This is a genomic window from Pseudomonas sp. BP8 (assembly GCF_017875955.1).
Taxonomy (GTDB): Bacteria; Pseudomonadota; Gammaproteobacteria; order Pseudomonadales; family Pseudomonadaceae; genus Aquipseudomonas.
Genome location: NZ_JAGINK010000001.1, coordinates 341,450 through 347,758 on the forward strand (window position 1 = coordinate 341,450; position 6,309 = coordinate 347,758).

The 6,309-nt window shown below is 62.7% G+C and carries 7 protein-coding genes; 1 reads left to right on the top strand and 6 read right to left on the bottom strand.

Going from position 1 to position 6,309, the window contains the following annotated elements; translation table 11 throughout:
- Positions 1-78 precede the first annotated feature (78 nt).
- Positions 79-891: a tetratricopeptide repeat protein gene (locus tag J3B00_RS01525; RefSeq protein ID WP_209862607.1), complete on the bottom strand. Its 813-nt coding sequence runs from the start codon at positions 889-891 to the stop codon at positions 79-81.
- A 206-nt stretch (positions 892-1,097) separates the two neighbouring features.
- Between J3B00_RS01525 and J3B00_RS01530 the strand changes: the two genes are divergently transcribed.
- Entirely contained in the window at positions 1,098-1,655 is a 558-nt protein-coding gene (locus J3B00_RS01530; protein WP_209862610.1) for a WYL domain-containing protein, read from the top strand.
- 182 nt (positions 1,656-1,837) lie between these two features.
- On the opposite strand, the gene J3B00_RS01535 is transcribed toward J3B00_RS01530, so the two are convergent.
- The 5 genes from J3B00_RS01535 to J3B00_RS01555 form a co-directional block, all read right to left on the bottom strand.
- Positions 1,838-2,701, bottom strand: coding sequence for an ABC transporter permease (locus J3B00_RS01535; RefSeq protein WP_209862613.1), 864 nt, complete (start codon positions 2,699-2,701; stop codon positions 1,838-1,840).
- A gap of 14 nt (positions 2,702-2,715) precedes the next feature.
- A complete protein-coding gene (locus J3B00_RS01540) occupies positions 2,716-3,579 on the bottom strand; it encodes an ABC transporter ATP-binding protein (protein ID WP_245362467.1) in 864 nt (287 codons plus the stop codon).
- Between the two features lie 6 nt (positions 3,580-3,585).
- Positions 3,586-4,605: an ABC transporter substrate-binding protein gene (locus J3B00_RS01545; protein WP_209862616.1), complete on the bottom strand. Its 1,020-nt coding sequence runs from the start codon at positions 4,603-4,605 to the stop codon at positions 3,586-3,588.
- A gap of 18 nt (positions 4,606-4,623) precedes the next feature.
- Complete coding sequence (locus tag J3B00_RS01550; protein ID WP_209862619.1) at positions 4,624-5,523, bottom strand: TauD/TfdA family dioxygenase; 900 nt, start codon at positions 5,521-5,523, stop codon at positions 4,624-4,626.
- A 198-nt stretch (positions 5,524-5,721) separates the two neighbouring features.
- The gene (locus J3B00_RS01555) at positions 5,722-6,063 is read right to left on the bottom strand and encodes a tryptophan synthase subunit beta (protein ID WP_209874522.1); all 342 of its coding nucleotides are present in this window, start codon (positions 6,061-6,063) and stop codon (positions 5,722-5,724) included.
- Positions 6,064-6,309: the final 246 nt, after the last annotated feature.

Here is a 6,309-nt window from a genome sequence, read left to right on the forward strand (position 1 = left end):
CGCCAGTCTTGCGGTATGCGCGGCCTCTGTGGGAGCGGCCTTGTGTCGCGATTGGGCCGCAAAGCGGCCCCGGCATTCTCAGGGCTGGATCTGGTCTTCCAGTTTCATGGTCAGGGCCAGGGTGCTGCCCATCAGGATCGCCTGGTCGCGCCAGTCCCTGTAGCGCGTCGGATCGCGGCGGCTGAAATGCACGGCCAGCTCTTCCGCCGCCTGCATCACCCCCGCCGCGGCCGCCAACTCCAGCCAGTACAGCGCAGCCTTGGTGTCGGTCTCCACATAGAGCCCGTGCAATAACCGGTAACCGACTTCAAAACGGCAGCGCGCCTCGCCACGCTCGGCACCTCGGGTAAACCAGCGCATCGCTTCGACCAGGTCGACCTGCCAGTCCTGATCGCCATCACAGACTTCTTCCTCATAAAGATCGCCCAACGCTGCCGCCGCATGCAGCATGCCGCGCGCGAAGGCCTGCCGATAACACTCGGCCGCCTGCTGGTAGGAGACCTCCACGCCCTTGCCAAAATAACGCTGCTGACCAAGGTTGAACCACGCCGCAGCACTGCCTTGCAGCGCCGCCATACGCAGCAGGTGACCAGCCAGCGAGGTATCGGCCAGCCAATACTTGCCGTTCAGCCAAATCCAGCCAAGGTCGTTCAGCGCCGGGACGTTACCTTCCAGGGCCAGGCGCCGCAGGTCGGCGTACACTGCCTGCAGGTCGACCGCTTCTTCCAGCCGACTGACCAGACCAAAGCGCTCACCCAACGGCGCCCGCTGGCTGGGCATGCCAACCCCGGCGAACAGCCGTTGGCGCTGACGCGGTGGAGCCGGCGCAGGCACGATTCGCTCCGGCAAAAGCCGCGCGAGCAGCGAATGGATATTGCTGGCAGCAGACATGTTCATCCTCATTGAACGACACACAAGCCCAACCGCGGCCGTGTTGAGGCGTGATTCTGCGCGACGCTACGACGAAACCTGTCGCGAACGATCGTATTCAAGGCAACCATTTGCATCTTCCTTGATCTGAGCGAATTGTGGCGAATTGCCATGCCTCGCTTGAGCCGCCATCCTGTTGCGGCAAGCCTAGACAAGGACGTCACATTTTGCCCTTCGCCACCACCCGCGCCACCCTTAGCCGCCAATGGGCACTCTTGCGGCAATTGCCCAGCCGCTCCCCTGGCGTGACCAGTGCCGAACTGGTGTGGCGCCTGCGTGACGTAGGTTTCAGCGTCAGCAAGCGCACGGTCGAACGCGACCTCAATGAGCTGTCGTTGATCTTTCCGCTGGAGCGCAATGACAAGAGCATTCCGTTTGGCTGGCACTGGTCGGCGACGGCGGTGGGCGAGCTACGCGGTAATTTCGATTTGCAGGGGTATCTGCGCAATGGCGCGCTGCAGCCGGTGCAAGGGGAAGGCATGGAGTTGCAGGCGTGGGTCAGTGATGGCCTGGCGCGGCAGTTGCGTGAGGCGCCATTGACCGCGGACATGCAACTGACAGCGCTTGATCAAGGGCATCGGATGCGGGCGATGGTCATTGATGGCTGGCCGCTGCGCTGGTGGCTGTTGAGCCAGGGTGCTGGGCTGGTGGTGGAGCAGCCGCAGGCGTTGCGCGAGGAGATCGGGCGGACCTTGAGCAGTGCGGCGGCCCAGTATCAGGATTGAGATCGACGGCGTCCTTTTCACGCAGCAGATCACCTGTAGGAGCGGGCTTGACGCGAAGAGGTCAGCCACGGCGACAAAGGTATATGGCACCGGCTTCGCCGGTGTTCGCGGGGCAAGCCCGCTCCTACAGGGGGAGCGCTGGTCCGCAGAGCTGCAGATCACCCACGAGAGCGGGGTTCTGCTTAGCGCTGCATGCCCCAACGCCGCACGGTTACCCGCTCCAGGGTGTTGAACACCAATCCCTCCACCAGCAAGCCGATCAGAATCACCACCGCCAACCCGGCAAACACCTTGTCGGTGTACAGCTCGTTGCGGTTCTGGAAGATGTACCAGCCCAGTCCGCCTTTGCCGCTGCTGGCACCGAACACCAGTTCCGCCGCGATCAGCGTGCGCCAGGCAAACGCCCAGCCGATCTTCAAGCCCGAGAGAATCGACGGCAGCGCTGCCGGCACGAGGATATGCAGGACCAGCCGCAACCCGCGCAGGCCATAGTTGCGCCCGGCCATGCGCAAGGTCTCGGAGACGCCGAGAAAGCCCGCATAGGTGTTCAACGCCAAGGCCCACAGCACCGAATGCACCAGCACGAAGATCAGGCTGTTATCGCCCAGCCCGAACCACAACAGCGACAACGGCAACAAGGCAATCGCTGGCAACGGGTTGAACATCGAGGTAAGGGTTCCGAGCAGGTCCCGACCAAACTGGGTCGACACCGCCAGGCTGGTCAGCGCGAACGCCAGGACAATCCCCAACAGGTAGCCCTTGAGCAGCACCACCAGCGACACGCCGACCTTGGCCGGCAACTCGCCACTGAACATGCCCTCCCAAAAGGCCTTCGCCGTCTGCACGAAGCTTGGCAACAGCAGGTCGTTGTCGGTGTAGCGCGCCGCAGCCTCCCACAGCACGGCCAATACCAGCAGGATTACCGTCTTGCGCAACCAACCTTGTTGCCAGAGGCGCTGAACCAGCGGCAGTTGGCGCTCCAGAGGCACACTGAGCAGCGGCTCCAGCTGCACCTCGTATTCCTGTCGAACAGGTGTAGCGGTCATGGCTGAGGCTCCTCTCAGTAGGCGATGCGGATGTCGTTGAAACCCAGGTCGGCCGCTTGCTCCGGCTCATCGGTTTCATCGAACAGCAGCCGATGAATATTCCGCGCACTGGCCTGGAAGTCACTGGCGCCAAGGCTGCCCAGGTCATACTGATGGCTGTGCACTTCGGCGCGCACGCGGCCTGGGTGGGGCGAGAGCAGCAGGATGCGGTTGCCAACCACCAACGCTTCTTCGATGGAGTGGGTGACGAACAACAGGGTGAAGCGCACCTCCTCCCAGAGCAGTAGCAACTCTTCCTGCATCTTGCGCCGGGTCAACGCATCGAGCGCGGCGAACGGCTCGTCCATCAAGAGGATTTTCGGCTGGGTGGCCAGCGCCCGGGCAATCGCCACGCGCGCTTTCATGCCACCCGACAGGGTATGCGGATAGGCATCGGCGAAGGCGGCCAAGCCGACCTTTTCCAGATAATGCAGGGCGCGTTCCTCGGCTTCGGCGCGCTTGAGCTGACCCGACACCAGCAGCGGAAACATGACGTTCTGCTTGACCGTTTTCCACGGCGGCAACTGGTCGAACTCCTGGAACACCACGATACGGTCAGGGCCGGGGCCTTTGACGGGCTGCCCCTGCAGCAGGATCTGCCCCTCGGTCGGCTCGATAAACCCCGCTACGGCCTTGAGCAGGGTCGACTTGCCGCAGCCTGACGGGCCGAGCAGGACGAAGCGGTCAGCACGGTCCACTTCGAAGCTGACCTGGTGGGTGGCGCGCACTACGCGCTGCGCAGTGCGGTATTCAAGGCTCACGTTATCCACCGCGAGCTGCGGTGGCGTGGTGACACGGCTCAGGTTGCTGGCCGTGTGGCCTGGCAATGGGGCGGTCATCGGCAATCAGCTCCCCTGCAGTGGACGTTGGTCCTGGAAGAAGTAGTCCTTCCACGACTCGGGCTTGTGCTTGATCGCACCGACCCGATAGAGGAACTCGGCCAGCGGGTAGGTATTTTTCGGAGTGATGGTGAATTCGTATTGCGGGTTGTCGATCAGCCGAATCAACGCATCACGGTCGATCTTGGCCTTGGTCACGCGGATATAGGTGTCCGCTGCTGCGGCCTTGTCTTTCTGGGCGAAGTCCGCCGCCTCGGCCAGGGCCTCGACAAACGCCTTGTAGGTCTTGGGGTTTTCGTTGCGAAACTTCTCGGTGGCAAACAGCAAGGTCGGCGAATTGGGGCCGAGCAGGTCATAGCTGTTGAGCACAACGTGCACGTCCTTGTTGGCCAGTACCTGGTCCTGGAACGGCGGGTTGGAGAAGTGCCCGTTCAGCTCGGTGCCGCCCGCCAGCAAGGCAGCGGTGGCATCTGGGTGGGGGACAGCCAGGGTGTACTTGTCGAGGCGGTTGTACTCCTTGTCGCCCCACTGCTTGGCAGCGGCGTACTGGAGGAAGCGCGACTGCACCGAAACGCCCACGGCCGGTACGGCGATGCGGTCATTTTTGGACAGGTCGGCGATGGTCTTCACATCGGGATTGCTACTGACCAGGTAGTACGGGAAGTTGCCCAGCGAGGCCACGGCCTTGACGTTCTGCCGCCCCTTGGTGCGGTCCCAGACAGTGAGCAGCGGGCCGACGCCGGCACCGGCGATGTCCACCGAGCCAGACAGCAATGCGTCGTTGATCGCGGCACCGCCGGACAACTGCGCCCAGTCGACCTTGATGTCGATGCCCTCTTCCTTGCCGTGTTTCTCGATCAGTTGCTGGTCACGCACCACATTGAGCAGCAGGTAGACGATGCCGAACTGTTCGGCGATGCGGATCTTGCCTTCGGCCTGGGCCGCAGTGGGTGCAGCCAGGGTGCCAACGACCAGGGTCGCGCCCAGGCCAATACTGGCCGCCAGGCGGCTGATGGATTTGCGCATGGTGTGTTTCCTCAGTCGTCAGAACGGGGCATTGCCCTGGATGGTGGTGCGGAACAATTTGCGACGCAGGTGCGCGGGGCAGCCGGCGGCCAGGTGGATCAGCGAGCGGTTATCCCAGAACACCATGTCGTGGGGCTGCCACTGATGGCGGTAGATGTTCTGCTTGAGCACGCTCAGGGCGTACAGCTGTTGCAGCACGTCGCGGCTCTCGTCTTCCGGCAGGCCGACGATGCGGGTGGTGAAGCCTTCGCTGACGAACAGCGCCTTGCGGCCGTTCTCCGGGTGGGTACGTACCACCGGATGGATCACTTCCTGAACCTGTGCGAGCTGTTCGGCGGTCAGCGTCGGGCGCCAGTTGCCCTCGAACTTGGTTTCGGCATACCGCGCGGTGTAGGAGTGAGCGGCACCGCGGCCTTCAATGACTTTACGCAGGGCATCGGGCACGGCGTCCCAGGCCTTGTGCATGTCGGCGAACAGGGTGTCGCCGCCTTCGCTCGGCAACTCCTGGGCGTGCAACATCGAGCCGAGGCTGGGCAGTTCTTTATAGGACAAGTCCGAATGCCAGAACTTGCCGGCATCACCCAGGCCAACGTTCCGGCCGTCTTCGACGATGTTGGAGACGATCAGGATCTCCGGATGGCCCTGCAGCAGGAACTGTTTGAGCACGTGGATCTGCAGCTCGCCGAAGCGGCGGCTGAAGGCGATCTGGTGCTCGGGGCTGATGCGCTGGTCACGGAATACCAGGACGTGATGGTCGAGGTGGGCGCGATGGATTCGGTTGAAATCGTCGCTGTTGACCGGTTGGGCCAGGTCCAGGCCGATGATCTCGGCACCGACGGCACCGGAAAACGGGCGGATTTCGAAGGATTGCGGCTGTGCGCTGTCGATGGCCGACAAGGCGTTAGAGGCGGCTGGCATTTCTCACTCCCACGTAGTGCGCGATCTTCAGGGCGCGCATCGATCAGAAACGCACGGGGAACTCCCGTGTGGATTCAAGTCGTGCGGCGCGCCGATTGGTCGGCAGGTACGCAGTGGTGTGAACTATAAAGTCATAAGAACGAGACTTTAAATACCGTTAGAGAATATGCATATGAACAGCTTGGTCGCTTGCGCGGATCAGATCAGGCCGCCTTCCGCTTCTTCTTCGATAAGGTTGCTCAAGCCACCCAACGCCTTGCGCGCGCTGGACCGGTTGAGCAGCTTGGCTTGGGCGCCTTCGGGCAGGTCGGTGATGCTCAGCACGCCTTTGGCGGTCAGCACGTCGATGAGGTCTTCGAGTACCCGGATCATGTCCAGGTCGCTCTGTTTGAGCTGGTTCAGGCTGTTGCCGACAACATCATCGGCGAACCATTCGAGGATCTCGGCATCGCTGGCATCGAGCGTTGCGGTGAATCCGCTGTAAGGGACAGCGTCTACCCGCGACAGACGGCCGTCGAGGTCGCGCTGCACGTAATACATGGCGTGTTGCCTGGTCACGATGAGTCCTTGTCGTCAGATAGCGGTATGCCCAGCGCGCGAGTATGCGCTGCCGGGAGGCGGTGGAAAAGTCTGGCAGTACAACCGTGCCGGCCTCTTCGCGGGGCAAGCCCGCTCCTACAGGTTATGTGCTGAACCTGTAGGAGCGGGCTTGCCCCGCGAAGAGGCCGGCACTGGAGAAACCTTGCCCCAGCAGCGGCAGTGAGCTGCCGCCGCTGGGTTCAAGGA

Coding starts and splice junctions, on each gene's coding strand:
- J3B00_RS01545 (WP_209862616.1), bottom strand. CDS start 4,605: ATGCGCAAATCCATCAGCCGCCTGGCGGCCAGTATTGGCCTGGGCGCG.
- J3B00_RS01550 (WP_209862619.1), bottom strand. CDS start 5,523: ATGCCAGCCGCCTCTAACGCCTTGTCGGCCATCGACAGCGCACAGCCG.
- J3B00_RS01555 (WP_209874522.1), bottom strand. CDS start 6,063: ATGTATTACGTGCAGCGCGACCTCGACGGCCGTCTGTCGCGGGTAGAC.
- J3B00_RS01540 (WP_245362467.1), bottom strand. CDS start 3,579: ATGACCGCCCCATTGCCAGGCCACACGGCCAGCAACCTGAGCCGTGTC.
- J3B00_RS01525 (WP_209862607.1), bottom strand. CDS start 891: ATGTCTGCTGCCAGCAATATCCATTCGCTGCTCGCGCGGCTTTTGCCG.
- J3B00_RS01535 (WP_209862613.1), bottom strand. CDS start 2,701: ATGACCGCTACACCTGTTCGACAGGAATACGAGGTGCAGCTGGAGCCG.